General features: G+C 65.0%; 20 protein-coding genes and 1 pseudogene. All 21 read right to left on the bottom strand.

Going from position 1 to position 25,134, the window contains the following annotated elements:
- Window position 1: 1 nt before the first annotated feature.
- The 21 genes and pseudogenes from ruvX to B5F40_RS11570 all read right to left on the bottom strand — a co-directional run bounded on the left by ruvX (window position 2) and on the right by B5F40_RS11570 (window position 24,762).
- Window positions 2-424: a Holliday junction resolvase RuvX gene (gene ruvX / locus B5F40_RS11670; RefSeq protein ID WP_087194456.1), complete on the bottom strand. Its 423-nt coding sequence runs from the start codon at window positions 422-424 to the stop codon at window positions 2-4.
- Between the two features lie 248 nt (window positions 425-672).
- Window positions 673-3,309, bottom strand: coding sequence for an alanine--tRNA ligase (alaS, locus tag B5F40_RS11665; protein ID WP_087194455.1), 2,637 nt, complete (start codon window positions 3,307-3,309; stop codon window positions 673-675).
- Window positions 3,310-3,412: 103 nt separating this feature from the next.
- Window positions 3,413-4,702: an AI-2E family transporter gene (locus B5F40_RS11660; RefSeq protein WP_087194454.1), complete on the bottom strand. Its 1,290-nt coding sequence runs from the start codon at window positions 4,700-4,702 to the stop codon at window positions 3,413-3,415.
- 12 nt (window positions 4,703-4,714) lie between these two features.
- Window positions 4,715-5,386: a DUF948 domain-containing protein gene (locus tag B5F40_RS11655; protein WP_239443032.1), complete on the bottom strand. Its 672-nt coding sequence runs from the start codon at window positions 5,384-5,386 to the stop codon at window positions 4,715-4,717.
- Between the two features lie 470 nt (window positions 5,387-5,856).
- Window positions 5,857-7,170 (bottom strand): annotated as a pseudogene (locus B5F40_RS11650) (replication-associated recombination protein A); the annotation flags it as partial.
- Between the two features lie 201 nt (window positions 7,171-7,371).
- Complete coding sequence (locus B5F40_RS11645; protein ID WP_129589883.1) at window positions 7,372-7,572, bottom strand: hypothetical protein; 201 nt, start codon at window positions 7,570-7,572, stop codon at window positions 7,372-7,374.
- Window positions 7,573-8,842: 1,270 nt separating this feature from the next.
- On the bottom strand, window positions 8,843-10,231 hold the full coding sequence (locus B5F40_RS11640) for a sensor histidine kinase (protein WP_087194452.1): 1,389 nt from the start codon (window positions 10,229-10,231) through the stop codon (window positions 8,843-8,845).
- Window positions 10,232-10,245: 14 nt separating this feature from the next.
- Window positions 10,246-10,935 (bottom strand): response regulator transcription factor, encoded by a 690-nt coding sequence (locus B5F40_RS11635; RefSeq protein ID WP_087194451.1) that lies wholly within the window; start codon window positions 10,933-10,935, stop codon window positions 10,246-10,248.
- Window positions 10,936-11,076: 141 nt separating this feature from the next.
- Window positions 11,077-11,787 carry a response regulator transcription factor gene (locus B5F40_RS11630; protein WP_239443031.1) on the bottom strand — a complete coding sequence of 237 codons (711 nt, stop codon included), beginning with the start codon at window positions 11,785-11,787 and terminating at the stop codon, window positions 11,077-11,079.
- Entirely contained in the window at window positions 11,787-12,485 is a 699-nt protein-coding gene (locus B5F40_RS11625; RefSeq protein ID WP_087194450.1) for a phosphate signaling complex PhoU family protein, read from the bottom strand. The genes B5F40_RS11630 and B5F40_RS11625 overlap by 1 nt, the downstream gene beginning before the upstream one ends.
- Window positions 12,485-13,225 carry a phosphate ABC transporter ATP-binding protein PstB gene (gene pstB, locus B5F40_RS11620; RefSeq protein ID WP_087194449.1) on the bottom strand — a complete coding sequence of 247 codons (741 nt, stop codon included), beginning with the start codon at window positions 13,223-13,225 and terminating at the stop codon, window positions 12,485-12,487. Before pstB ends, B5F40_RS11625 begins: the two co-directional genes overlap by 1 nt.
- Window positions 13,225-13,977, bottom strand: coding sequence for a phosphate ABC transporter ATP-binding protein (locus B5F40_RS11615; RefSeq protein WP_087194448.1), 753 nt, complete (start codon window positions 13,975-13,977; stop codon window positions 13,225-13,227). Before B5F40_RS11615 ends, pstB begins: the two co-directional genes overlap by 1 nt.
- The gene (pstA, locus tag B5F40_RS11610; RefSeq protein WP_087194447.1) at window positions 13,974-14,942 is read right to left on the bottom strand and encodes a phosphate ABC transporter permease PstA; all 969 of its coding nucleotides are present in this window, start codon (window positions 14,940-14,942) and stop codon (window positions 13,974-13,976) included. The genes B5F40_RS11615 and pstA overlap by 4 nt, the downstream gene beginning before the upstream one ends.
- A complete protein-coding gene (gene pstC / locus B5F40_RS11605; protein ID WP_087194446.1) occupies window positions 14,935-15,855 on the bottom strand; it encodes a phosphate ABC transporter permease subunit PstC in 921 nt (306 codons plus the stop codon). Before pstC ends, pstA begins: the two co-directional genes overlap by 8 nt.
- A 22-nt stretch (window positions 15,856-15,877) precedes the next feature.
- A complete protein-coding gene (locus tag B5F40_RS11600; protein ID WP_087194485.1) occupies window positions 15,878-16,822 on the bottom strand; it encodes a phosphate ABC transporter substrate-binding protein PstS family protein in 945 nt (314 codons plus the stop codon).
- 702 nt (window positions 16,823-17,524) lie between these two features.
- Window positions 17,525-18,589 carry a DUF2804 domain-containing protein gene (locus B5F40_RS11595; RefSeq protein ID WP_204217396.1) on the bottom strand — a complete coding sequence of 355 codons (1,065 nt, stop codon included), beginning with the start codon at window positions 18,587-18,589 and terminating at the stop codon, window positions 17,525-17,527.
- Entirely contained in the window at window positions 18,586-19,557 is a 972-nt protein-coding gene (locus B5F40_RS11590) for a mechanosensitive ion channel family protein (RefSeq protein WP_087194444.1), read from the bottom strand. The genes B5F40_RS11595 and B5F40_RS11590 overlap by 4 nt, the downstream gene beginning before the upstream one ends.
- Window positions 19,558-19,609: 52 nt before the next feature.
- Window positions 19,610-20,155 (bottom strand): anaerobic ribonucleoside-triphosphate reductase activating protein, encoded by a 546-nt coding sequence (gene nrdG / locus B5F40_RS11585; RefSeq protein ID WP_087194443.1) that lies wholly within the window; start codon window positions 20,153-20,155, stop codon window positions 19,610-19,612.
- Entirely contained in the window at window positions 20,152-20,967 is an 816-nt protein-coding gene (locus tag B5F40_RS11580; RefSeq protein ID WP_087194442.1) for an endonuclease, read from the bottom strand. The genes nrdG and B5F40_RS11580 overlap by 4 nt, the downstream gene beginning before the upstream one ends.
- 5 nt (window positions 20,968-20,972) lie before the next feature.
- On the bottom strand, window positions 20,973-22,265 hold the full coding sequence (locus B5F40_RS11575; protein ID WP_204217395.1) for a DNA cytosine methyltransferase: 1,293 nt from the start codon (window positions 22,263-22,265) through the stop codon (window positions 20,973-20,975).
- A 169-nt stretch (window positions 22,266-22,434) separates the two neighbouring features.
- Window positions 22,435-24,762, bottom strand: a complete 2,328-nt coding sequence (locus B5F40_RS11570) for an anaerobic ribonucleoside triphosphate reductase (protein WP_087194441.1) — start codon at window positions 24,760-24,762, stop codon at window positions 22,435-22,437.
- Between the last annotated feature and the right edge of the window lie 372 nt (window positions 24,763-25,134).

Raw genomic sequence — 25,134 nt, 5'->3', positions numbered from 1 at the left:
TTCATTCCTCCCGCTCGCGGCGCGCGTCGAGCCACGCCTGCAAAAACAAACTCGCGGCTATCATATCGATTTTGCCCCGCATCTCCCTTTCGCTCAGGCCCTTTTCACGCAAACTCCGTTTGGCCTCCCGCGAGCTCAAACGCTCGTCCGCAAACTCGCACGGAAGGCCGCAGGCAGCGGATATCTTCTGCGCCACCGCCCGTATGCGCGCGGCTTGAGGGCCCTCCTCGCCCGCCATCGTGTACGGCAAGCCGCATAGCAAAAGCTCCGGCTCCCAATCCTCCAGCACACGTCGAAACGGCTTCGCGTTGCCAAGCACCTCCGAGGCTGGCAGCACGCACACCGGCGAGGCCACCCGCTCCCCCGGATCGCTCACCGCGATGCCCACGCGCGCCTGTCCTATGTCGAGCGCGAGAATGCGCATTCCTACTTTATCTCCCTCACTTTTCCGTCAAACATCAGCGAGAGGCGCCGATGCGCCCCGCATCGCCCCGTTCCGCGGCTGGCGAACAAGCCAGTGGCTTGTTCGCTCCCCCACCATGCGCCCGAGCGGGCGCGCCCCGCGCAGCTCGCCTGCGCGGGGCGCGCAAGGGTAAGCGGAAAAGGGGCGAGGCGGGGCGCATCGGAGCCTCGCAGCGTCGACCGGTCCGCCGTTCGGCAGAACGGCGGAACTTATAGCAGCATCTCCCGCGCCGCGTCGAGCGCGGCGTCGATGCCTGCGGCGTCCTTGCCGCCGGCCTGCGCCATCGCGGGCTTGCCGCCGCCGCCGCCCTTCACGCAAGGCGCGATGGCCTTGATGACGGCACCCGCGTCGAACCCGGCCTCCACGGCCTCCGGCGCGCCGGCGGCCAAAAGCACCGGCTTGTCGTCCTTCTGCGCCGCGAGCACCGCCGCGCCGGGTGCGCCGAGGCGCGCGCGCAGGACATCCCACGCGTTGCGCATCTGCCCCGCGTCGGCCTCGCCCATGCGCCCGATGACGACGGGATAGCCCGCCTTCGCCGTGACGGCACCCGCCAGAAGCGCCTCCATGCCGTCGCCCGCAGCCACCTGCGCGCTGCGCTTGCTCTTGGCCTGCAGATCCTTGTACGCCTTCAGGTTCGCCGCCGCGCGGTCGGCCACCTCCAGCGGGCGGCACTTCAGCGTCGCAGCCGCCGCCTTCAACTCGGCCTCGCGGCTGTTCACGTACTCCAGCGCGCCGTAGCTCGTCACCGCCTCGATGCGGCGCAGGTTCGCGCCCACGCTCGATTCGCTCACGATCTTCGCGAAGCCGATCTCGGCCGTGTTGCCCACATGGCAGCCGCCGCACAGCTCGCGCGAGAAGTCGCCCGCCTCCACCACGCGCACCACGTCGCCGTACTTCTCGCCGAACAGCGCCGTCACGCCCGCTTCGCGCGCGGCGTCAAGCGATGTCTCGTAGATGGCGGTGGGAACGGCCTTCATGATGTGCTTGTTCGCCACGCGCTCCACCTCGGCCAACTGCTCGGGGCTCACGGCCTCGAAGTGCGTGAAGTCGAAGCGCAGCCGGTCGGGCCCCACGTAGCTGCCCGCCTGCTTCACGTGGTCGCCCAGCACCTGGCGCAGCGCCGCGTGCAGGATATGCGTGGCCGTGTGGTTGCGCGTGATGCGCGCGCGGCGCTCGGCGTCCACCGTCGCCGTCACCGCATCGCCCACGGAAAGCGCGCCTTCCGTCATCGCCACCTTGTGCGCCACAAGGCCCTTCTCGGGCGCCTGGGTGTCGCGCACTTCGGCGACGGCCCCAGCGGAGCGCAGCGTGCCGGTGTCGCCCACCTCGCCGCCCATCTCGGCATAGAACGGCGTCGCGTCCAAAACGACCTCGCCCGTCTCGCCTGCGGAAAGCGTCTGCACGCGCGCGCCGTCCTTCACGATGGCCGTCACGCGCGCCTCGGCTTCCAACTTGTCGTAGCCCACGAACGCCGTGGGGCCCAGCTCCTCCAAAAGCTCGGCGTGCACGCCGCCGTAGGTGCTCCACGCGGCCTCGGCGTCCTTCGTGTTCGCAGCGCGGGCGCGCTCGCGCTGCTCGTCCATACAGCGCGCGAAGCCGTCCATATCCACCGCGATGCCGCGCTCCTCGCACAGCTCGCGGGTCACCTCCACGGGGAAGCCGTACGTGTCGTGCAGCGCGAACGCCTGCTCGCCGGACAGCGTGGTGCCGGAAAGGGCGGCCAGCGCCTCGTCCAGAAACGCGCGGCCCTGCCGCAGCGTGGCGCCGAAGCGCTCCTCCTCGGACAGGATCACGCGACGCGCCAGCTCGCGGTTCTCCACGATCTCGGGATACACATGCCCCATGAGGCGCACGATCTCGTCCACGTAGTCGTTGAGGAACGGCTTGTCGAGGCCCAGCAGGTGCCCCTTCATCACGGCGCGGCGCAGCAGGCGGCGCAGCACGTAGCCGCGGCCCTCGTTCGACGGTAGGATGCCGTCGGCGATCATGAACGTCACCGCACGGCTGTGGTCGGCCATGATGCGCAGGGACAGGTCGGCATCCTTGTCGGCGCCGTACTCCACGCCGGCAAGGCGCTCGCCCACCGCCACGAGGCTGCGCAGCACGTCCGTCTCGTAGTTCGACTGCACGCCCTGCAGGATGGCCGCGATGCGCTCGAGGCCCATGCCGGTGTCGATGTTCTTCTTCGGCAGGGGCTTGAGCGTGCCGTCCTCCTGCCCGTCGTACTGGGTGAACACGCAGTTCCAGTATTCGAGGAAGCGGTCGCAGTCGCAGCCCGGCGCGCAGTCGGGGCTGCCGCAGCCGAACTCGGGACCCTGGTCGTAGTACAACTCCGAGCAGGGGCCGCACGGACCGGTGGGGCCGGCGCGCCAGAAGTTGTCATCCTCGCCGAGGCGCGAGATGTGGCTGTCGGGCACGCCGAGCTTCTTCCAGATCTCGATCGTCTCGTCGTCGTCCTCGAACACGGTGAAGTACAGCCGCTCGGCCGGAAGCCCCAGCACCTCGGTGGAGAACTCGTACGCCCACGCGCACATCTCCTCCTTGAAGTACTCGCCGAAGCTGAAGTTGCCGAGCATTTCGAAGAAGCTTAAGTGGCGGCCCGTCGTGCCGATGATGTCGATGTCGTTCGTGCGCACGCACTTCTGCACCGTGGTGGTGCCGATGTAGGGCGCCTCGAGGTGCTTCTGCTGCAGGAAGTAGGGCTTGAACTGCACCATGCCCGCGCTCGTGAGCAGAAGCGACGGGTCGTCGGGAATGAGGGAGGACGAGGGCATGCGCTTGCAGCCCTTCTCCTCGAAGAAGCTCAGGTACTTCTCGCGGATCTCCGCACTGGTCATATATTCCATGTTCGCTTTCTTTCCGTCTCCTCGGGGGCCGCCGCGCGACCCGCTGTTCCCTCTGTTGGCACCGCCCATCGCTCACGCTATGGCACGAGCGCCCGCAGCGCCCTTAGCGCCCTCGACGATGACGCGCCTTCTCGTCGGCCTCGGCCCGACGCTGCCCGACGCGTTCGAAGGCGGCCGAGATGTCGGGGTGCGGCGACGTCGCGTCGGCGATGGGGTCGACCTTGTCACCCGCGGACGGAGTTCCCTGGAAGAACACTCCGTCTTGGCTCACGAGCTGCCGGCCCGTGCGCTTCTCGAAATAATACACGAAAACGGCCTTCGCGACGGCGACAGCCGGAATGGATGCGAGCATGCCCACAAGCGAGCCCATGAAGCCGTTCATCGCACCGCCGATGGCCGACCCCGCCATCAAGGCGATAAGAGTGAGCGCAGGATGCACGTCCACCGAGCTCGCCATGATCTTCGGCGAAACGAACGTGTAGACCACCTGCTGGATGGCGATGGTGCCGAGAAGCGCGATCACAGCGACCCAAGGGCTTACGAACACGCCCACAATGGCCGCAAGCGCGCCGCCGAGCCACGGGCCCACGATGGGGACGATGTTGAGCAGTCCGGCGATGCCGCCGAGCGCCGCGTAGTTCGGCACGCCGACGAGGGCGAACAGCACGCCGCAGCCGACGCCGATGATGGCGCACTGCAAAAGCGTGCCCTTGATGTAGCCGCCCATCACACGCGTGAACGTGACGTGGAGCATTTCCAAGTCGTCAGCCCGCTTCGGGCCGACGAGGCGCTTGCATTCGGGGCCGAGCGCGGGCAGCTCCATGAGCATCCAAAACGCCACGACGAGCGCGAAGCCGATGGCCACGAAGCTGTTCACCACGCCCGCGCCGATGGCCACAACGCCCGTGGTGCCGTCGCGCACGAACGACGAGGCCCAATCCCCCAGCGCCTTGAGGGCTTGGGAAAGGTACTCCTGCACCGTGCTGTTCGACAGCACGTCGGCATAGCGCGCGTAGAGGTCGTTGCCCCAGCCGACGATGGTTTGCACGTAGCCGGGGATGCTCTCGATGAGGTTCGTGAACTGATCTCCCACGCCGAACACCGGAGAGAACAGCAGCAGCCCGACGAGCGCGAGCACGGCGAACATGAGGACGTAGGCGAGGGCGGTGCCCACCACGCGCGGAACCCCGAGCTTCTCGAGCTTGTTCACGGGGCCGCGCAAGCAGAACACGATGACGACCGTCCAGATGACGATGCCCACCGGCACGCTGAGGATGTTGAAGAGGTACACGAGGACGCCGGTGAGCAAGATGGCGCCCACGATGGTCCAAACGGTCAGAAAGCCGCGTTTCGCCCTCTCGGTTCTGTCGGATTCGGATCGGGTGCTCTCCACGAAAACGCCCCGCTAAGCCGAAGGGGTCGTGCCGCCGTACGTGAAATAGCCCGGAGCAGAGGCGTCAGTGGCCGGAGCTTCCTCGGGAGCGTCGGACGCGGCGTCGGGCGCGGACACGTCCTCAGGGGCGCGCGCGGGAGTGGGAGCGGAGGCGGGCTTGGAGGGGGCTTCCTCTGCGCGTGCGGGCGCAGGGCGATCGTCGGAGGATCCTTCGCTGTCTGCCGCCTCGTCGCGCTCGGCCCTCGCCTGACCCAAGGCGACGGACTCGTCGCTGGCGCGGCGCTGCTTGAAGGCGTTGCGCACACGCGACGTCACGCTGTTCACCAGCTCCAGAGGGGCGCTCGTCACCGAATCGACGGCCTCGACGGTCGACGACACGGAATCGGTGATCCCACCCACGTCCTCGAGGATCTGATCGACCCGCATGATCTCGAGGTTTGCGGCGTCCACCGTAAGCGACACGCGGTCGACGAGCGGATCGACCTTCGACGCTGCGGGTTCGAGCGAAGCCGTGATGCGCTCGACGCTGGCCAGCGTCGGCTCCACCCGCTTCTGCAGGTCGTCCACCGTCTTGCGGGCCTTGCGCACCGTCATGACAAGCTCGATGGCAAGCCAGACCAAAGCCACGCCGACGACGACGTACACCACCGGCAATGCCACGCCGAGAACTTCGCTGATATCCATTGCGCCTCCTGTATCCCGAAACAATCACTATAGCACGACCACGTTTTGATTCTATAGGGGTCGACGTTCGTTTTCACCCTGCTTCCACAGGAGTTTGAAATCGGTTACCTTCCTTGCGACATGGGGTTTTCACGATCCCCTTCCGCTTTGCCGCCGGAGGCGGGCTCGCCGTCCGCGGGGCGGCAGGATGTCGCATGCGCGCGCCGGCGCCCCACCGCCTTGTCGCCATCGCGTCCAGGCGCGGATGCCGCCCCGCTCGTGCTCGAGCCCGACGCCGCATCTGCAACCTCGCGCGGGCGCGCGGACACCGGCGCATCAGCCCGGCGTCCCGCCGCCTCGTCGCGCGCCGGCACGTTCGCGGCCTTCGACGTTCGCGGGCCCGACGCCGCGCTCGCCATCCCGCGCGGCTTCGCATCCGATGCTGGCGCCCCGTTCGAATGTGCGCGCCCCGTCCGGGCACCCGCCGTCGCCGCCATGTCGGCGCGATCACGGGCCGCCGCGTCGGCTCGGTAGGCCTCCCAACCGCGCTCGCTGGGATGGTAGAAGCAGCCGCGCTCCAAGCCCTCGGGCAAATAGCGCTGCTCCACCCAGCCGCCGGGGTAGCTGTGAGGGTACTTGTACTTCCCATAGTTCTCCGAGCCGGGGCGGTGCCGATCACGCAGATGGTCGGGCACCTTGCGCGCAGGGCCGTGGCGCACCTCGGCCAGCGCGGCGTCGATGCCGGCCTCCGCCGCGTTGCTCTTCGGCGCGAGCGCGAGGTAGATGGCGGCCTGCGCGAGATTGATGCGGCATTCGGGATAGCCGATGACCTCGGCCGACTTGAACGCCGCCTCGGCCACGAGCAGCGCTTGCGGGTCGGCGTTGCCGATGTCCTCCGACGCGGCGATGAACATGCGCCGCGCGATGAACTTCGGGTCCTCGCCCCCGTCGATCATGCGGGCCAGCCAGTACAGCGCCGCATCCGGGTCGCTGCCGCGCATCGATTTGATGAACGCCGATATCACGTCGTAGTGCATATCCTTGTTCTTGTCGTAGGGCAGGTTGCGGTGCGGCGTGGCGGCGCGCACGGCCTCCTCGGATACGCGCGCGGGCTTCGAGCGCGTGCCGGGCTCGACCATGCCGGCCGCCAATTCCAACGTGGTGAGCGCGCCGCGACCGTCGCCCCCGGCCAGAAGCACGATGGCGTCGCGCGCCTTGTCGTCGAGCGCATAGCGGCCGTCCAGCCCGCGCGCGTCGTCAAGCGCACGATCGATGAGAAGCGAGACGTCCGCATCCGAGAGCCCGTGCAGCTCCACCACGCGCGAGCGGCTGATGAGAGCCGAGTTCACCTCGAAGAACGGATTCTCCGTCGTGGCGCCCACCAGCACGAGCACGCGATCCTCCACCGCATGCAAAAGCGCGTCCTGCTGACTGCGGTTGAAGCGGTGGATCTCGTCGACGAACAGGATGGTGCGCAGCCCGAACCCCGTCAGGCGCTTTTCGGCCGCGTCGATCTCACGCCGCAGGTCGGACACCGTGCCGCCGATAGCCGACACCTCCACGAACGCGGCTTTCGTGCTTTCGGCGATGACGTGCGCGAGCGAGGTCTTCCCCGTGCCCGCCGGACCGAACAAGATGACCGAGCTCAACCGGTCCTGCTCGATGGCGGCGCGCAGCCAGCTACCGGGGCCGACCGCCTCCTTTTGGCCGACGACCTCCTCGAGCGAGCGCGGACGCATCCGCACGGCGAGCGGCGCCACCTCCGACTTCCGCTCGTTCTCCATGTCTGTGAACAACGTATCCATGAGCGGTATGGTATCATGCGAACGCTTGTTTGCCTATACGGGGTTTGTGGAAATCACTCAATGGTTTCGGAAACAATTCCAGAATCCAGAAGGGACTCGCTTGCCAAGGGCCACGCCAAAGAGAGCCGCTGTCGTCCAACCTGCGATGGGGAAACGGATGGATATGGCATCCGTTCCTTGTCACGCACTCGTTCCCCTGCGTCAGAGAAAGACCAGTATGATCACGCCCAGAATCGAGAGCGCAAAGCTCATGAGAGCCGTCAGGGCGACTATGATCATCCTCCGTCCGTCTCCTTTTTCGTGCGCAGCCCTCATGTCCTCGCCCATCTTCTTCACTTCCTTTGAATCTGGTACGTCAAACAAAAAAGACAACACGTCGAAAAGACGGATCACCCTTCCCACCTCTTTCCGATCCACGATCCCGAAACGAACGCTGAAGAGGCCCTGTTGCGAGGAGGCCCCTCGGTCAGAGTAGCACACATTGAGGAGGACGCTTCGCCTTCGCGGCGAACCATTCAATAAAGCAGATGTCAAGTCTTTATTTTGCGATGCCGGCCCCTATACTCGAAGATAGGTTCCGCCCTCGAAGCCATACTTTGCGATGGACCGATGCTAGAACATGAGGGAGCCCAAGAGAGCGAGCGGAATGGAGATTCGCATCCGTTGATGCGAAAGCCAGGAAACGAGCTGCGGGCACCCACCTTTTGAGGTGGGTTCATCCTCCTGGCCGGGGGCGGAACTTTTTTGGGCGTCTTCGACTCTTTTCCTTCGCCGAAGACGCATCCCCGCAGCGCCCGCGCCCTCCTAGGTCGTCTTTTGAGCGCCATCCGCACCGCCTCAAGCCCGTCAACCCGCTTCCGACCCCGCCGCGTGACAGTATCCCCGTCCTTTTGTCACGCTCTTTCGTCGCGTTTTTGTCACGCCGCGGGTCGCCGTGCAGGATTTCGGTCCGAAAATGGCCACGGAACCGAGTTCTGGCACGAAAAGACGGGGTTCGGGAGCCTCTTCGGAGGGCGCTCCCGGCAAAAGGCCAGGTCGCGAGTTCCGGACGCGCGCCCGAGGGGGCCGATCCGTGCCAGAACGCGGTTCCGTGGCCATTTTCGGGCCTTTTTCGCGCATGCGGACACCGCCCTGTCCGGCTCGCCCGACCCGCCGTCGCGCCCGCCTCAACCCCGAGGCGAGCCTCCCCGCATGTGGCATCATCCCCGTCCTCTTGTCACTTTCCTCTTGTCACTTTCCGACGATATCCCCGCCCTTTCGCCACACCCTTTCCCCACGCTTTTGCCACTCCTTGCCACTCAGAGTCGTGTCCTTCGCTTGGCCCGCAATCCCCATGGCGAACCTTTTCCCCGACGTCTTCTCGACGGTCGCGCCGTAGAGCGAAGCACCCGCTTCGCTCATCTGAGAAAGACGCTGAGCCGATGGTGGTTTCGCCGCTGACGGAGGCCGTTTGACGCAGAATTCACCAGATTGCTGCCAGGAGCGAAGAGTTTGCAAGGCTTTTCGCTCCCAGAACCGCGTCGATCACCGCGATCAACCAACGAACTGGAAAAACGCTGCGGGGCACGCAGGAAAGCGCACCCTGAGCGCCCATCCCATCGGCAGCAACTTTTACGAGAAAAACCAGTCCGTCGGCGCGGCAGCACCCCCCCGCTCGCCACCCCGCCGCCCGTCAGTCGGCCAGCGGGAAGCGCAGCACGAAGGTGGTTCCCTCGCCGAGGGCGCTCTTCACCTCGATGGTCCCGCGATGATGGAGCACCGCGTGCTTGACGATGGCAAGCCCGAGGCCCGTGCCGCCCGTTTCCTTCGAACGGCTTTTGTCCACGCGGAAGAAGCGCTCGAACACCTTGTCGTGCAGCTCCTCGGGGATGCCGGGGCCCGTGTCGCTCACCGTCACCGTCGCCCGCCCCGCCGCCGCGTCGGCCCGCACGCGCATGACGACGCTGCCGCCTTCGTGATTGTAGCGGATGCCGTTCTCGATGAGGTTGTACAGCATCTCCTCCGCAAGCGTCTCGCTGCCGGCGATGCGCGCCGAAGCGCCCTCGATACGCACCCCGACGCCCTGGCCATCCGCGAAGCTGGCCAGACGGCCCGCCACGCGCTGCGCCACGTCGTACAGGTCGACGGGCGCGGCCCCCTCGCTCTCGAACGCGGTTTCGTCGAGCTTCGAGAGCGTCAGCACGTCGTTGATGAGCGAGCGCATGGCCTGGGCCTCGTCGTAGATGAGCGCGGCGAATTTCTGACGGTCGGCGGGCTGCACCATGTCGTTTTTCATCAGCTCGGCGTATCCGCTGATCACCTGCAGGGGTGTCTTCATCTCGTGGCTCACGTTGCTCGAGAAGTCGCGCCGCATGTTCTCGGCCTCGGCCAGCTCGGCGTTTTGCTGCTTCAGCTGGCGCTGCTGCTCGTCGATGCGGATGAGCAGCGGGTCCATCTCCTCGTAGATCTCGTTGTCGAGGGGGTTGGCGAAGTCGAGCGCGTCGATGGGCCTCATGATGCGGCGCGTGAGCGCCTTCGAAAGGACGAACACGAGCGCCACGGCCGCCACGAGCGCCACGAGCACGGGCACGAGCATGTCGCCGAGAAACGACAGCAACGAATGGCGCGTCTCGGACAGGCGCACGATGGAACCGTCGTCCAGCTTCACGGCCGCGTACAAGGTGTCAGTATCGAGCGTGTCGGAATGGCGCATGGTGACGGCTTCGCCGGACACGGCGGCTTCCTGCACTTCAGGGCGATCGGCGTGGTTGCCAAGGGTGCCCGCATCGGCGGCGCTGTCGAACAGCACCGTGCCGTCGGCGGCGATGAGCGTGTAGCGCGTCGTGCCCGAGAACTGCTCTTCGAGCGCGGGTGCGTTGTCGGACGAGGGCGTAGCGTTCAAGTAGCGCGCCGCGTCCTGGGCGCTGGCCGCCAGCTCGGCTTCGGCGTCGCGCTCGTAGGACAGGTAGTAAATGGTGGTCATCGCCACGGAAAACGCCACGATGACGCCGAGCGTGAACGCGAGCACGCTCGTGAATATCTTGCCGGAGAGGCTCTTCACCTTGAAATGGGTGGGGCTCACGAGACGCCCCCCTCTCAGGCGGGGCTCTTGACGCAGTAACCCACGCCACGCACCGTCTGGATGAGCGCATCGGCCCCATCGGACGCGGCGGCAAGTTTCTGGCGCAGCGTCTGCACGTGCACGTCCACCGTGCGCGTCTCGCCCACGTAGGTGACGCCCCACACGTCCTCGAGCAGTTGGCGGCGCGAGAGCACGCGCCCCTCGTTTTGCATGAGGGCGCGCAGAAGGTCGAACTCCTTGAGCGTGAGCGCGACGGGCTGGCCGTCCACGCTCACCGTGTGGGCCGACGCCGTCAGCACGACCGAACCGCAGGAAAGCTCGTCGCGTGCGGCGGCAGGCGCGCCCGCGCGGCGCAGAAGCGCGTTCACGCGGCTGACCAGCTCCATCATGCCGAAGGGCTTGGCCAGGTAGTCGTCGGCACCGGCATCGAGGCCGCACACGGTGTCGAACTCGGTGCCCTTGGCCGTGAGCATCATGACCGGCAAGCGCTTCGTCGCCGGATCGTCACGCAGGACGTGAAGTATCTCGAGCCCGTCCACCTCGGGCAGCATGATGTCGAGCAGCACGAGCTCGGGCAGCCGTTCCTTGCACGCGGCGAAGAACTCCTCTGCCGCCGGGAATCCCTGCGCCTCGAACCCGGCCTGACGCAGCGCGTACACCGTCAGGTCGCGGATGTTGGTGTCGTCTTCAACGTAGTAGATCATGAAGGTTCCTTCGTTTCGCCGAACAGGAAGACAGGCCGCCGCTGCGAGGCGCCGCCGCGCGCGAGACGCGCCTGGCCGCGCGGCGGGACGATCCCGAACGCCGCGGCGCTCCTCGCCGTCGCATTCGCCGCCCGCACGCCCTTACTCCTTCCGCAATCGGTAGCCCACGCCGCGCACCGTCTCCAGCAATCCGGCGTGATCGCCCAGCTTCTGGCGCAGGGTCAGCACGTGCGTGTCGACCGTCCTGCTGCCCCCGCCGAAGTCCCACCCCCACACGTGCTGCAGAAGCGTCTCGCGCGTGAACACCACGTCGGGGTTCTGCATGAAGTGCACGAGCAGGTCGAACTCGCGCGCCGTCAAATCGAGCGGCGCGCCGTCGCACGTCGCCTCGCGGCGGTCGAGCGACACCGAGAGCGGCCCGACCTCAAGCGCTCGCTCCACCTGGCGCGCCGACCACTCCGGCGCGCGCCGCAACAGCGCGCGCGTGCGGCTGACCAGCTCCATCATGCCGTAGGGCTTGGTCATGTACTCGTCGGCCCCGTTGTCCAGCGCGGTCACGATGTCAAGCTCGGTGCTCTTCGCCGTCACCATCATCACCGGCACGCGGGACATCCCCGGCGTCTGCCTGATGCGCCGCAGCATGTCCAAGCCGTCCACGCCGGGCAGCATGATGTCGAGTATGACTACGTCGGGAAGACGGCGGGCGCACGCCGCGCGGAACTCCGCGTCGTCGGCGACGCCCTCCACCTCGATGCCCGCGCGCGACAGCGCGTACACGGCGAGCTCGCGAATGTTGTTGTCGTCCTCAACGTAGTAGACCACGCGCGTCCGACCTCCGAATCCCTCCGTCATCAGCTCGGGAAGGCTTCGTTCGCGCCTTCCCCGTCGTGCGCCTTGTAGTATACCTCATGGTGCCCGGTCACGCGGAACAGCGCCCATCCGGCGATGCGCTGCGCGTCGTCGCCGATGCGTTCGAAGTACTTGGCCACCATGAGCAGTTCCGGCAGGTGCTCGGGGTCGGACGTGGTCGTGCGGATCATCTCGACGATGACGTCCTGGGAGCGCTTGTACAGCTCGTCCACCTCGTTGTCCAGGGCGAACACGCGCCGCGCCGCCTCTTCGTCGGCGTCCTTGAACGCGCCCACCGCCAAGGCCACCATGTCGGCCGTCTTCTCGCAGGAGGCGGCGAGGTTCTCTCCCACCCGCGCGACGATCTCACCGGGAACGCTCTGAGATAGAAACGCGATGTCGCGCGTCATCGACCCGATGTGCGACAGGTCGGACACGATGCGGAACACACCGGACACGAACCGCAGATCGCCCGCCACCAGCGGCTGCTGAAGCAGCAGCGCGTCCAAGCAACCGCTCTCGATGGCGTGCTGCAGCCGCCGCTCGGCCTTGCGTCCCTGCAGCACGCCCTCGGCCGAACCCTCGTCTCCGGCGAGCGCCAGACCTGCGGCGCGGATGTCGGCCACCACGTGGTCGCCAAGCCGCTGGACGTGCGCCTCGAGGTCGTCGAGCTGCTTGATGTACTTGCTTCGAGATTGCATTAGCCAAACCTCCCTGTCAGGTATTCTTGGGTGCGCTGCTCGCGCGGGTCGGAGAACAGGCGCTTGGTGGGGCCCTCCTCCACCAATTCCCCCAGGTAGAAGAACGCGGTGCGATCCGCCACGCGCGTCGCCTGCTGCATGTTGTGGGTGACCACCACCACGGTGCGCTCGCGCGCGAGGGAGAGCATGAGCTCCTCCACCAGCCCCGTGGAGATGGGGTCGAGGGCGCTCGTGGGCTCGTCCATCAGCAAAACCTGCGGATCCACCGCCAGGGCGCGCGCGATGCACAGGCGCTGCTGCTGGCCGCCGGATATCCCCAGACCGCTTTGGTCGAGCTTGTCCTTCACCTCGTCGAACAGGCCCGCGTCGCGTAGGCTGCACTCCACGATCTCGTCGCCCTCGGCCTTCGAGATGCGGCGCATGCGCCGCGGCCCGTACAGGATGTTGTCGCGAATGCTCAGGGGGAACGGGTTGGGGTGCTGGAACACCATGCCCACGGCCACGCGCAGCTCGTTCGGGTCGGAGGCGAACACGTCGCGCCCGTCGATGGCGATCGAGCCCTCGTGGCGCACGCCCCCCACGAAGTCGCACATGCGGTTCATCGCACGCAAAAGCGTGGACTTGCCGCAACCCGAAGGGCCGATGAACGCAGTCACTTGGTTCTTCGGCACCTCGAGCGTGATGCCCTTGAGCGCTTGGAAGTCGCCGTACCACAGTTTGAAGTTCTCTACCGAAATCATCAGCCGAACCTCCCCGTCAGGTAGTCGGCGAGGCGCGCGTCGCGCGGCGCCGAGAAGATCTGCTTGGTGTCGCCCGTCTCCACCATGTCGCCCAGGTAGAAGAACGCGGTGCGGTCGGACACGCGCGCGGCCTGCTCCATGTTGTGCGTCACGATGATCGCGCAGATGCCGCGCTCGGCGATCGCGCGGATCGTTTCCTCGATGGTGTAGGTGGAGATGGGGTCGAGCGCCGAGCACGGCTCGTCGAACAGCACCACGTCAGGGCGCATGGCGAGCGTGCGCGCGATGCACAGGCGCTGCTGCTGGCCGCCGGACAGGGCGCACGCGCTCTTGTCGAGCTTGTCCTTCACCTCATCCCACAAAGCGCCCGCCCGCAGCGATTCCTCCACGAGCGCGTCCTCCTGCTCCCTGCCGGCCACAAGGCCATGGCGCTTGGGCGCGAACAGGATGTTCTCGCGGATGGACTTGCGAAACGGCGTGGGCTGCTGGAACACCATGCCGATGGATTTGCGCAGCTCGAACAGGTTCTCCTTCGCCGTGTTGACGTCGCGCCCGTGGTAGAGGATGCTCCCGCCCACGCAGCATCCGGGGATCTCGCGGTTCATGAGGTTCAAACAGCGCAGGAAGGTGGACTTGCCGCAGCCCGAAGGCCCGATGAGCGCGGTCACCTGGCCCGCCTGGAATTCGAGCGAGGTGGCGTGCAGGGCTTCGACGCCGCCGTAGGAGACGGTCAGGTCGCGTGTCTCGATCATTCGCTCGTCATCCTCCTTTCGAGAAGCTTGCCCACCAAGCGGGCCAGCAGGTTGAAGGCCAAGATGCACACGAGCAGCACGGCGGCGGTGCCGTTGGACACGGCCTCGAGGTCGGGCACCACGCCCTCGCTGTTGATCTTCCAGATGTGCACGGCCAGCGTCTCGGCCGGACGGAACACGTTCCACGGACACGCGGGGCTCGACAGGTCGAAGTTCGTGAAGTCGAGCATGGGCGCCGACTGCCCTGCCGTGAAGATGAGGGCCGCCGCCTCGCCGAACACGCGGCCCGCGGACAGCACGATGCCGGTGACGATGGCGGGCATGGCCACGGGCAGAAGCACGTGGATGGTCGTCTCCCACCGGGTCAGGCCCATGGCCAGCGCCGCGTCGCGCTGCGTGCGCGGCACGTTCTCGAGCGCCTGCTGGATCACGCGCACGAGGATGGGCACGTTGAACATGGTGAGCGCCACCGCGCCCGCGATGATGGAGAAGCCCCATCCCAGATACAGCACGAAGAACAGAAACCCGAACAGGCCCACCACGATGGACGGCAGAGACGACAACGTCTCGATGAGGGTCTTCGCGATAGCGGTGGCCCGGTTGTCCGGCGCGTACTCGGCCAAAAAGATCGCCGCGCCCAGCGAGATGGGCACCGAGATGAGAAGCGTCAGCACGAGCAGGTAGAACGAGTTGAACAGCTGCGGGCCGATGCCGCCGCCCTCTTTGAACTGCTGGGGCTTGCCCGTCAGAAAGCCGAGGTCGAACAGCTTGCCCGCGCCCGACGCCAGCACGTACACCACGATGGCGGCCAAGATGAGCAGCACGAACCCCACGATGAGCGTCAGAACGACGGTGGCCGCCTTGTCCTGCGCGTTGATGCGGCGCACATGGGCCGCCATGTCGAACCCGCGCGCAGCGGATGCCGAGGCGGGCGCGGGCGCGGCGTTGCCGCTTCCCTTAGCCATGCTTTCTCGCCCCCTTTCGCCCGATGAGGTGGATGATGAGGATGAACACGAGCGACATCGCCATCAGCAGAAGCGCGAGCGACCAGAGCACGTCGTTGTAGACCGTCCCCATGGCCTCGTTGCCCATGCCCATGGTGAGCACCGACGTGAGCGTGGACGCCGGCGTGAACAGCGACGAGGGGATCTGGGCGGCGTTGCCGATGACCATCTGCACCGCCAGCGCCTCGCCGAAGGCGCGCGTCATCCCCAGGATGACCGCGGTCATGAGCGAGGGCAGGGCGCTTCGCAGCACCACGTTCCACACCGTCTGCCAGCGCGTGCAGCCGAGCGCGTAGGAACCCTCGCGATACTCGTTGGGCACGGCGGCCAGAGCGTCGATGGAAAGCGAGGTGACTGTGGGCAGAATCATCACGGCCAGCACGATGGAGCTTGAGAAGATGCCGTAGCCGGTGATGTTCTGCCCGAGCATGCCGCCCACATCGCGCGTCCACGCCACGATGACCGTGAGGCCGATCAGGCCGTACACGACCGACGGGATGCCCACCAAAAGCTCGATGAGCGGCTGGAACACCCGTCTGCCGAATCCGGGCGCCACCTCCACCACGAAGATGGCCGACCCGACGGCGATGGGCAGGGCCACCAGCGTGGAGAGGATGGTCACCGAGAACGACCCGACGATCATGGGCAAGGCCCCGACGGTGGGCATGCCGTTCGCGTCGTCCTGGTGCGGGTTCCACGTGGTGCCCGTGAGGAAATCGAAGAGGTTGATGCCGTCGACCGCGAACGTGGAAATGCCACGCTGCGCGACCATGGCGACGAGCGTCACGACGAGGAGCGCCACGAGCGCGATGCATGCGCCCGTGACGCCCTTGCCGACAAGCTCGACGCGGCGCTTTGGCACGTGCTTCGCCATCGCTGCGCGTCTCCTTTCGCTGCTAGAGGGTGGTGACGTTTCCGTCCGCGTCCTTCTCCACCTTCATGCCGGACACGGGGATGTAGCCCTGCGCTTCCACGAGCGAGGACTGCACTTCGTCGCTCATCATGTAGTCGATGAACGCCTGCGTGGCCTCGTCGGGCTCGGCGACGGTGTACATGTGCTCGTAGGCCCAGATGGTCCAGGAGTTGTCCTCCACGTTCTCGGGCGCGGGGTCCACGCCGTCCACCTTGAGCGCCTTGAAGGAGTCATCATAGTAGGAGAACGCCACGTAGGAGATGGCACCCGGGGTGGTGGACACCATCTTGGTGACGGTGCCGGAGGAATCCTGCTCCTGCGGCGTGAAGTCAGACGGAGCCTCCTCGCCGGCGAGCACCGCAGCCTCGAACGTGGCGCGCGTGCCGGAGCCGGAGGCGCGGTTGATGACGACGATGTCCTCGTCGTTGCCGCCCACCTCTTTCCAGTTGGTGATCTTGCCGGTGAAGATGCCCTTGAGGTCCTCGAGCGAGATGTCGTCGATGGTCACGTCGCTGTTCACAATGGGACCCATGCCCACGACGCACACGCGGTTGTCCTTGATCTTGTCGAGGTCGGAGGCGTTCTCGAGCTTCGTCTCGGCGAACACGTCGGAGTTGCCGATCTGCACGGCGCCCTGGGCGATCTGCGTGATGCCCTGGCCCGAGCCGCCGCCCTGCACCGTGATCTGCACGCCGGCATTCTCGGCCATGAACTGCTCGGCCGCCGCCTCGCACAGAGGCTGAAGCGCCGTGGAGCCCACCGCCGTCACCGTGCCGGAGAGCGCAGCGCCCGCGGAGCCGGATGCGGCATCGCCGCTGTTGCCGCTGCCGCTACTGCCGCAGCCGACCAGGCCGAGGCCGGCGAACGCCATGGCCGCGCCCGCGGCGGCGCCGATGAAGCTGCGACGGCTGATGAGTTGACCTTGCATGAGCATCTCCCTTCGAAAGGGGCGGGACCGTCCGCCCGTTCGTTCGTCTTGCATCCTGTGCGCGGACGATCATACGCGCCGACGGGCGCGGTGTGCGGACGGGCACGCATGCCTGACCGAAGCATGACAAGGCTTTACCGTCCCCTTACAGAGAGCCTTGCGAACCGTTTACAATGCGCGCACCGGAAAACGGGAAGGGAAGCGCCTCCGGGAAGGCGGGCGGGAAGCGCCGCATGAGAGCGCAGACCGGAGAGGCGTCGCACGCAAAAAGAGAAGCAGGGCTATGGAGGCCCGAGGCTGCCCCTTGTCCGCGCGAAGGCACGCACGGGATCGCAGGCTCTCGCCCCTTCGCACCCCCGCAGGAGCAAGCGGATGCAGGGCCGTCGCGCGCCTTGCACCTGCGAGGAGCGCGCACATGCACGAGAAGCCCCCGTTTTTGGCCACGAAACCGCGTTTTGGCACGAGACGGCACGACTGCAAGGGACACCGAAAACGCTGAACAGGCGTTTTGCCGACGGAAACGCCGCACCGACAACGCGAAAGAAGGGTTTTCGTGCCAGAACTCGGTTTCGTGGCCAAAAACAACCGATTCGCGCGCACGGAGAAGAGGGGCCTGCTGCGCTCTTGCCGTCCAAACTCGGAAAGCCGCCACCACCCGCCAGCCCCGCCCTTCCCGCAAACGCCGGCAGATACCGATCTCAGTCAGCGCGCGGCGCGCGCAACCTCGGCAAAGCCGAGAAGGGCCTCCACCGAGAAGCGCTCGCCGTCGTCGAGCGCGACCGAGCCGTCGAAGCGCCCGAACGCCTGGCTCCGGTCGACGCCGAGCGGATCGAAGCCCGCATGGCCGGCGCAATCGAGCAGCGGCGTGAACACAAGGTCGAGGCGTCCGTCGGCATCGCCCAGACGCCACGGCTGCATGAGTTGATAGCGGTCGGACAGCCGCCTCGCACGCGCGCCCCCCGTCTTCTCTGTAATGGCGAAATCGACGGGGGAAAGCCTGTGCGCCGCGCCGTCGACGAACGCCGCGCTCTCGGAAACTGCCGACGCGCCGCCGGAATCGCATGCTAAGCTCAGTCCGAAGCGACGGCCCTCCTGCCACCCCTGGACAGCGGCCCAGCGCCAATCGCCCCAGCGCGACCACGCGCCGCGACCCCAGTCCAGCGTCCCAAACGAGTTATCGGGGCAGAACCCGTGCACAAGCAGCCCCTTTTTCAAACTGCCCCGCACCCGCATGGCGAGGGTCTTTCGGCTGTAGCGAAACGCGAGGGAATCCTCCCCCGTCAAGGTGCTGACCACGACCGAATCGCGAGGCTCCTCGTCGAGCACGGCCTCGAAGGCCAGATCGTCGTTGCCGTCGAAGCTCGCGAAGCGAACCTTGAGGCGGCGAAAGCCGTCGCCCACCTCGAACAGAAACGACGCGCGTCCGCTCTCGAACGAGGTCGCACCCGCATCCGAAGAGGCGGGAAGCCCGAAGCGCCCGAGGGGAAACGGCACGACCACGCTCGCCGTATGCGACGCGGCTTGGGAGAAGTCGACCACCGACGCCGACGCGAACCCGACATGACCCAGGTCGGCCACCGACAGGATGACGGCGAATTCGTCGTCGTGCACCAGGTACCGGTCCCATTCCCTGATCCAGCGTTTCGGCACCTTGAGACGGTTGCGCTCGTACGCGCGCACCGGCGATGTCGCCCAGCCGCTCTCCGCCAACGATCCGTCGAGCCGGTGCAGAGGACCCGGCGTCAGACGCGCCTCGAAGCCGCTCACCGACCCTCTCCCTTCATCGCGCGCAGCGCATGCGCAACGCGGTTGCGCACGTTCGACCTCCCGCCCGCTCGTCGGGATGCGGATTTCGCCTTGGGCTTGGAGCGCGCGACGTCGTGCTGCTGCTCCCCTTCGCCCTTCTCGCGCTCGGTCGCCTCATGCGCGGCCTCGTCCAGCACGCGCTCGGCAAGCGGGACGCCGCCCGCCCGCGTAAGCGGCGCGATGGCCCGCAGGACCGCGTCGCCCGCCCGGGAACCCGTGCGGCTGTCGGCCACCGTGAATGCAAGCGAGGCCTGAAAGCCCGCGTCTCCGATACCCGTGAACGTAAGCGCCGGCTGCTTCGTCAGCTTCGAGCAGGTGGAGGCCGCCTCGGCGGCGGATCTCTCGATGGCGGCAGCCACCTCGTCAAGGCGCTCGCCGTCGGTGACCACCACGATGGGCAGCTTCACCTGATTGGTGGGCGGCAGATGCACGAGCGCGGTTTTGTTGATGATGGAGTTGGGTATGATCACCTCTTCGCCCGCGCTGTTGCGAATGGAGGTGTGCCGCCACGTGACGTCCTTCACCACGCCCGACGACGAGCCCACCTCGATGTTGTCGCCCGGTTTGACGATGCGCATGAGCGAGACCTGCAACCCGCCGATCAGGTTCGATATGGTGTCCTGAAAGCCCAGCGAGACGGCGATGCCGCCGATGCCCAGCGCGGTGATGGCGGCGCTCACGTTCACGTTGAAGCACGTGGACAGCATGATGCAGACGCCGAGGAACCAGACGGCGCCGCGGACGATGTTCACGAAGATGGAGCTTGACGGAAGGTCTTTCCCTTCGTTGAAATGCAGAAGCCGGCGCATGAAGCGCCGCGCGATCCGCGCGCACACAGCCGTCGCCGCGAGTATGACGACCGCCGTGATGGCCGTGGCGATCCAGTCGCTGCGGGCGAATCCTTCGATTATGCGCGAAAGCTGTTCCATGACGTTATCCTACCATGCCGTCCGCGCCGCCGACAAACGCGGACGCGGGACCTCACCACGAGGGTGGCTTTTCCGGGAAGTATTCGCGAGTTTCCCACAAAACCACGCGTCCGAGCGCCCGGCTGGCGGGAACGTCAATCAACCGTTGGTTACGAGAGCCGCGCCATTGCAGGTCGTGGGAATGGAGCGCTTGGACGAAGGGGCCGTCCACCAGCACGTCGGTGGCGTCGAGCAGCGCGCGGGCCGCCTCGTCGGGCACGCCGGCCTCCAGCTGTTCGTAGCGGTAGCCCGAGTACGTCCACACGTTCAAGCCGAGCGCGCGGCACCGGCGCGCCAACTGCGCGCACGCGGCGGCCTGCTCAAACGGCTCGCCGCCCGATATCGTCACGCCCTGCGCCAGCTTGTTCGCCGCGATATCGGCCACCACGTCGTCGATGGCTCTCACCGCGCCGCCCGTAGCCGGTTGGCTCTCGGGGTTGTGGCAACCAGGGCAGCCGTGCGTGCAGCCCTGCACGAACACGGCGTAGCGAAGCCCGGGTCCGTCCACGATGGAGTCCGGAACCGTGCCGTAAAGGCGTATGGTGGCGGGAGCGGTCATAACTCGAATATCTCTGTGGAATTCCTAGCTGCATTTTTGTACAAATCACGATCCTCTTGCGTTATATCGCCATGAGGAACGAGTTTATAATGCGCTTCTCGGACAACCCTGATGCATCCGTCTTGGCGAGCAAGCTCGAATAAAGCGATCACACCATCTTCCATAAATTGAACAGCAAGAGCACGGGCAACCATATCCGGCCACTTCTCCTTGCAGACAGCCAGATCTTGCTCAGGCTGAGTTACCCCGATCTCGTCAGTATGGCCCTTGGCCTGAACGGGGATGATGTACTGCTGGCCATGCCGGTCAACCGCTACGTACACTTCATCAATCTCAACCTGTCCTATTCCTTCAGCCGTAGTTCGCAAATGGTTTTGCAGCGAGTAGGCAGCAACTCCTAGAAAGATGTCAACCAGCTTGTTGTAACGGACAAGCGCCAGCAAAGCCTGCTCGTCACCTTGCGCGGCCGCAGATATGATCTCCGGAGTCGAGTCTGGCACCTTTGTGACAATCATGGTTTCGTTGGGAACAATACGAACCTTTTTCACCAGCTCGAAAGCATACCTCGCCTTGCCTGCACCACGTATTACCCATTCTCGGCCCTCAGGCGCGCAACGAGAGACAGATTCGGGCATCAGGCATCGAAACCGAATAGAGTAGATAACATCACCGAGGTTTTTTGGCGTTTCAAAACCGAGCGCACGAGATGCATCCTCTAGCTCATTCCTTTGAAAAGGAACGCTCATCATCCCCTCTGAGTAATGTTTATGAAAAATCCAATCGATTATCTGCTCGTAACGATTCACAACCAACCCCCCTACCTTGATCGAGCGGGAATTACTTTCTCCTCGATTTCGAAATACTTCTCCGCCTCGCTTTGAGAAAAGGAGAGCAGGGACTTGTCTCCCGTGCGAACGGTTTCCGCTCTCACAGGCGTCAAATTTGCCGCCTTCATAACTGACGAGGCAACCGCTCTTCCCAAAAAGACAGGCACGCTATTCCCAACTTCCCTAAACCCGTTCCACTTTGTAACATGGAATCGAAACCAGTCGGGATACCCATGCAAACGAGCTGCCTCTCTCACCGTGATCACCCTCGGATACAGAGGATGAATAGGACGGGGCGCTGTGTAAGCACCTCGATCAGAAGCCGTCCCCGCGCGTAACGTGTTCGAGATGCCATCAGGATGCAATCGCAGAAACCTGCTGACAGACTCCGTCGTGCCCGGCAGCGTAGCCTTGAACCTCTCGATAGAAGTTTGACTATGATTCGTTCTTCTCGAAGAGGATAGCAGGGTATCAGCGCACACCCTTGGCGATGCGTAATTGTCTGCATCAGACAACACGTCCCTCAAGCGCTTGGCATAAGCCGAAGGCTCGCCGTAGCGCACCGTCACTTCATCGCTATCTAGCAGCTCTTCATAGTTGTCAGCATTGGGGATATCGAAAAGAGCCTCCGAAACACTGGGACCCAGCGGAAGCTCACCCACAACAGAAGACCCATCGATTCTTCGAGCGGTAACTATTGGAGGAGGGTATGCAGCAGGAGTCGCATCTTTGCGCATTCCAATCAAAAACAGTCTGCGCCTCGACTGGGGGACACCGTATTCCGAAGCCTGAAGGACTCGAGGAGAAAGCACGGAATAGCCCGCTTTTTCCAGACGGGCCACTACGCCATCGAGCAAAGCCCTGTGTTTCCCCACGACAAGGCCCGCAACGTTTTCCATAACGCAATAGCACGGCCTGAGCTCCGCCACGACCCTTGCAAACTCCAATAGAAGCTCGTTCCTGGGATCCTCAACATTGCGCTTGCCCATCAACGAAATACCCTGGCAAGGAGGACCGCCGAACACGACGAGAATCTCCGAGCTTCCTATTCGGGAGTTTTCCCTGATCTCGTCCCCCGTCATAGTCCGAACATCACGACAAAACATCGTAGTTTGAGGAAAATTATAAGAATGTACGGCAGCGTGGACGGGGTCGAACTCAACGGAAGCGGCAACGTCAAAACCGGCTTCCTCGAAGCCGAGCGAAAGGCCGCCTGAACCGGCAAAGAGGTCTACAGCGAAAGGCCTCTGATTCGCATTGCGTTGTTGCACGGTATCAGCCACAAATTCTCCTAACGAGGCCTGCGTAACCAATCCAAAAGCAAGTATAACGAATTATCGTTCCGACTTGCACTTGGACCAGAACGTCAGAATACCGGGATTGCCCATCCTCGCCAGAGCGAAGGATGGGCAATCCCTGCCCCTGAATATCTTTCACAATCTCCCCGGCAAGCTACATCCCGTGCTTCACCCGATCCGCCTCCTCGGCGCGTTTGGCGTCGTTGAAACGGTCGAGGGTGCCCACGAGGTAGCCGGTGATGCGGCGGATGCGCTCGAAAGCCACGCCGTGCTCCTCCTCGGTGCGGCCGCACTTGGGGCACACGTCGCCGATGATGCCGTTGTAGCCGCACACGGGGTCGCGGTCCACCGGATGGTTCACCGAGCCGTAGCCGATGCCGCTGTCCTTCATGTGACGGATGACGGCCTCGAACGCCTCGAGGTTCTCAGTCGGATCGCCGTCGAGCTCCACATAGGAGATATGGCCCGCGTTCGTAAGCGCATGATAGGGCGCTTCGATCTCGATCTTCTCGAACGCGCTGATGTCGTAGTACACCGGCACGTGGAAGCCATTCGTGTAGTAATCGCGGTCGGTGATGCCGGGCAGCGTTCCGTAACGCGCGCGATCCAAACGCACGAAGCGGCCGGACAGGCCCTCGGCCGGCGTGGCGATCAGGCCGTAGTTCATACGACGCTCCTGCGACAGCTTGTCTAGGTACGAACGCATGTGTCCCACGATCTCGAGACCGAGGTTCTGAGACGCCTTCGACTCGCCGTGATGCTTGCCGGTGAGCGCCACGAGCGTCTCCGCCAGCCCGATGAACCCCACGGACAGCGTGCCGTGCTTGAGCACCTCACGCTGCTCGTCGCCGGGAGCCAGCTTCTCCGAATCGATCCACACGCCCTGGCCCATCAAAAACGGCGCGTTGTACACCTTTTTGCGCGCTTGGATCTCGAAGCGCTCGTCGAGCTGCCCCACAACGAGCGCCAACTTCGCATCGAGCAGGTCGAAGAACAAATCGAGGTCGCCCTTCGCACGAATGGCGAGACGCGGCAGGTTGATGGATGTGAACGACAAGTTGCCGCGACCGGGCGTGACCTCACGGTCGGGATCGAACACGTTGCCCATGACGCGCGTGCGGCAGCCCATGTAGGCGATCTCCGTCTCGGGCGTGCCTTTGTAATACTGCGCGTTGAACGGCGCGTCGAGGAAGCTGAAGTTGGGGAACAGCCTCTTGGCCGAGCAGTGCATGGCAAGTTTGAACAGGTCGTAGTTCGGATCCCCGGGATTGTAGTTCACTCCCTCCTTCACGCGGAAGATCTGCACGGGGAAGATGGGCGTCTCACCCGAGCCGAGGCCCTCCTCGGTGGCCAGCAGCATGTTCCTCACCACCATGCGGCCCTCGGGGCTCGTGTCCATGCCGTAGTTGACCGAGCTGAACGGCGTTTGCGCGCCCGCACGGGAATGCATGGTGTTGAGGTTGTGCACGAGGGCCTCCATGGCCTGGAACGTGGCACGGTCGGTGTCGGCGAAGGCGTTCTTCGCGGCATAGGCGAGCGCCTTGTCGGCAGCACGCTCGTCCACACCCGCCCCGACGAGCGCGGCTCGCACGTCGGCTTCGAAGCCCTCGTCCATCTCGAGACCGGCCCACATGCCCGTCCGCCCTTCGACGCCAGCGAGAACGTCCTGCGCGAACGAACGCGCATCGTCCACCGCGCCGTCCGCCAAAAGGTCGAGCGCCTCGGCCAGGTGCTTTTTGTAGAGGCGACGGTAGGTCTTCTTCACGCCGTCGGCCAGACCGTAGTCGAAATCGCAGATGGCCTGTCCGCCATGCTGGTCGTTCTGATTGCTCTGGATGGCGATGCAGGCAAGCGCGGCGTAGCTGGCAATGTCGTTGGGCTCGCGCAGCACGCCGTGGCCCGTCGAGAAACCTCCCTTGAAGAGCTTCTTCAGCTCGATCTGACAGCACGTGGTGGTGAGCGTGTAGAAGTCCATGTCATGAATATGGATATCGCCCTCGCGATGCGCTCGCGCGAACTTCGGCTCGATGACGCACATCTCGTAGAACTGCTTGGCCGACTCGGAGCCGTACTTGAGCATGGTGCCCATGGCGGTGTCGGCATCGATGTTGGCGTTCTCGCGCTTCATGTCAGAGTCGGCGGCCTTGGAGAACGTGATGTCCTTGAGCGTCTGGATGAGGCGGCTGTTCACGTCGCGGGCGCGGCTGCGCTCGGCGCGATAGAGGATGTAGGACTTGGCCGTTTGGACGAACCCCTCCTCAATGAGCGTCTCCTCCACCAGATCCTGCACGCCCTCCACCGTGGGCACGCCCTCGATGGCCCCGCTCTCCAGCTTGTCGACCACCTTCTGCGCGATCTCGTCGGCAGCCGCGCGATCCTGCATCGCGCCGCACGCTTGGAACGCGCGCTCCACCGCCTCGGCGATCTTGTCCTGCCTGAACTCCGCCCTGCGACCGTCGCGCTTGATGATGGTGGTGACCATGCTGAAGCTCCCTCTTCTTTGCCGTTTTCCCGATGATGCTGTTTTATGCGTGCGAACTGTGGATACGCTGCGGCCAAAACCACTCTTTCCACCGGTTTTCACCCTAATTTCCACTATATATTGTGGTTTTTGGCGATTGCAGCGTTGATATATAGTAGCGGGCCGTCAGCCCGAAAACAAGGCTCAAAAGCGCCGCGCGAAGGATTCGCCCGCAAACCCGCAGGGCGCGCACCAAAACTTCACAGGACGGAAGCGTAAGCGAGGCGGAGAGCATGACGCGGACGCGGATGGGCGGGCGCGGGAGGACGGGCCGAGCCGGTAGAACGAAAGGGACGGCGGCTCGAGAACGACGCGGACACGAAACATGCGAAG

This window comes from Gordonibacter sp. An230, assembly GCF_002159915.1.
In the GTDB taxonomy this organism is placed as follows: Bacteria; Actinomycetota; Coriobacteriia; order Coriobacteriales; family Eggerthellaceae; genus Rubneribacter.
The sequence above is the reverse complement of the archived record's forward strand: the minus strand, read 5'-3'. Positions and strand labels throughout refer to the sequence as shown.

Bases quoted from the DNA above. Each gene is read 5' to 3' on its own strand.
- ruvX (WP_087194456.1), bottom strand. From the start codon at position 424: ATGCGCATTCTCGCGCTCGACATAGGACAGGCGCGCGTGGGCATCGCG.
- alaS (WP_087194455.1), bottom strand. From the start codon at position 3,309: ATGGAATATATGACCAGTGCGGAGATCCGCGAGAAGTACCTGAGCTTC.
- B5F40_RS11655 (WP_239443032.1), bottom strand. From the start codon at position 5,386: ATGGATATCAGCGAAGTTCTCGGCGTGGCATTGCCGGTGGTGTACGTC.
- B5F40_RS11635 (WP_087194451.1), bottom strand. From the start codon at position 10,935: ATGATCTACTACGTTGAAGACGACACCAACATCCGCGACCTGACGGTG.
- B5F40_RS11630 (WP_239443031.1), bottom strand. From the start codon at position 11,787: ATGACGGAGGGATTCGGAGGTCGGACGCGCGTGGTCTACTACGTTGAG.
- B5F40_RS11625 (WP_087194450.1), bottom strand. From the start codon at position 12,485: ATGCAATCTCGAAGCAAGTACATCAAGCAGCTCGACGACCTCGAGGCG.
- pstB (WP_087194449.1), bottom strand. From the start codon at position 13,225: ATGATTTCGGTAGAGAACTTCAAACTGTGGTACGGCGACTTCCAAGCG.
- B5F40_RS11615 (WP_087194448.1), bottom strand. From the start codon at position 13,977: ATGATCGAGACACGCGACCTGACCGTCTCCTACGGCGGCGTCGAAGCC.
- pstA (WP_087194447.1), bottom strand. From the start codon at position 14,942: ATGGCTAAGGGAAGCGGCAACGCCGCGCCCGCGCCCGCCTCGGCATCC.
- pstC (WP_087194446.1), bottom strand. From the start codon at position 15,855: ATGGCGAAGCACGTGCCAAAGCGCCGCGTCGAGCTTGTCGGCAAGGGC.
- B5F40_RS11600 (WP_087194485.1), bottom strand. From the start codon at position 16,822: ATGCAAGGTCAACTCATCAGCCGTCGCAGCTTCATCGGCGCCGCCGCG.
- B5F40_RS11590 (WP_087194444.1), bottom strand. From the start codon at position 19,557: ATGGAACAGCTTTCGCGCATAATCGAAGGATTCGCCCGCAGCGACTGG.
- nrdG (WP_087194443.1), bottom strand. From the start codon at position 20,155: ATGACCGCTCCCGCCACCATACGCCTTTACGGCACGGTTCCGGACTCC.
- B5F40_RS11570 (WP_087194441.1), bottom strand. From the start codon at position 24,762: ATGGTCACCACCATCATCAAGCGCGACGGTCGCAGGGCGGAGTTCAGG.